This is a genomic window from Pedobacter gandavensis (assembly GCF_014172405.1).
Classification (GTDB): Bacteria; Bacteroidota; Bacteroidia; order Sphingobacteriales; family Sphingobacteriaceae; genus Pedobacter; species Pedobacter gandavensis.
In genome coordinates, this window is sequence record NZ_WNXC01000016.1 from 1 (window position 1) to 1,758 (window position 1,758).

Below are 1,758 nucleotides of genomic sequence, written 5' to 3' on the forward strand. Positions count from 1 at the left end.
TCATTTATATCATTTACGTAGCGAGTAGTCTGAACTACTCCAGAAAGGAGGTATTCCAGCCGCACCTTCCGGTACGGCTACCTTGTTACGACTTAGCCCCAGTTATCGGTTTTACCCTAGGACGCTCCTTGCGGTTACATACTTTAGGTACCCCCAACTTCCATGGCTTGACGGGCGGTGTGTACAAGGCCCGGGAACGTATTCACCGCGTCATTGCTGATACGCGATTACTAGCGAATCCAACTTCAAGAGGTCGAGTTGCAGACCTCTATCCGAACTGTGAATGGCTTTTTGAGATTGGCTTGCTGTTGCCAGCTTGCTGCCCTCTGTACCATCCATTGTAGCACGTGTGTAGCCCCGGACGTAAGGGCCATGATGACTTGACGTCGTCCCCTCCTTCCTCTCTGTTTGCACAGGCAGTCTGTTTAGAGTCCCCACCTTAACGTGCTGGCAACTAAACATAGGGGTTGCGCTCGTTGCGGGACTTAACCCAACACCTCACGGCACGAGCTGACGACAGCCATGCAGCACCTAGTTTCGTGTGATTGCTCACTCATCTATCTCTAAATGATTCACTAACTTTCAAGCCCGGGTAAGGTTCCTCGCGTATCATCGAATTAAACCACATGCTCCTCCGCTTGTGCGGGCCCCCGTCAATTCCTTTGAGTTTCAATCTTGCGACCGTACTCCCCAGGTGGAATACTTAACGCTTTCGCTTAGCCGCTAACTGTGTATCGCTAACAGCGAGTATTCATCGTTTAGGGCGTGGACTACCAGGGTATCTAATCCTGTTTGATCCCCACGCTTTCGTGCCTCAGCGTCAATAACACCATAGTAAGCTGCCTTCGCAATCGGTGTTCTGTGACATATCTATGCATTTCACCGCTACTTGTCACATTCCGCCTACCTCTAGTGTATTCAAGCTCATCAGTATCAAGGGCACTGCGATGGTTGAGCCACCGTCTTTCACCCCTGACTTAATAAGCCGCCTACGCACCCTTTAAACCCAATAAATCCGGATAACGCTTGGATCCTCCGTATTACCGCGGCTGCTGGCACGGAGTTAGCCGATCCTTATTCCTTCGGTACATTCAGCTACTTACACGTAAGTAGGTTTATTCCCGAATAAAAGCAGTTTACGACCCAGAGGGCTGTCTTCCTGCACGCGGCATGGCTGGTTCAGAGTTGCCTCCATTGACCAATATTCCTTACTGCTGCCTCCCGTAGGAGTCTGGTCCGTGTCTCAGTACCAGTGTGGGGGGTCATCCTCTCAGATCCCCTAGTCATCGTGGTCTTGGTGAGCCGTTACCTCGCCAACTAACTAATGACACGCATGCCCATCTCAATCCTATAAATATTTGATCATTAGATAATGCTATCCTGTGATTTTATGCGGTGTTAATCCGAATTTCTTCGGGCTATCCCCCTGATTGAGGTAGGTTGCATACGCGTTACGCACCCGTGCGCCACTTTCCCGAGAAGCAAGCCTCTCGGTATCGTTCGACTTGCATGTATTAGGCCTGCCGCTAGCGTTCATCCTGAGCCAGGATCAAACTCTCCATTGTAAAATGTGTTGTTTGAACGCTGACCATTCTTAACTTGTTAATAATAGTCTTTATTCTTTTTTTGTATTGTCTGTCAGTTTCTGACTCGAAAAAATAGCGTTGGTTTTCATGTACTTTGAAACCGTACTTTCTTACCTCGCTACGTATATAAATGACATCTCTTTAATGAACTTCTCGAATCACCTCACGGATC

Annotated in this window: 1 rRNA gene; it reads right to left on the reverse strand. The window is 48.6% G+C overall.

What is annotated here, in order from left to right:
* Nucleotides 1-43: 43 nt before the first annotated feature.
* Nucleotides 44-1,565: ribosomal RNA gene (locus GM920_RS23560) — 16S ribosomal RNA — on the reverse strand.
* Between the last annotated feature and the right edge of the window lie 193 nt (nt 1,566-1,758).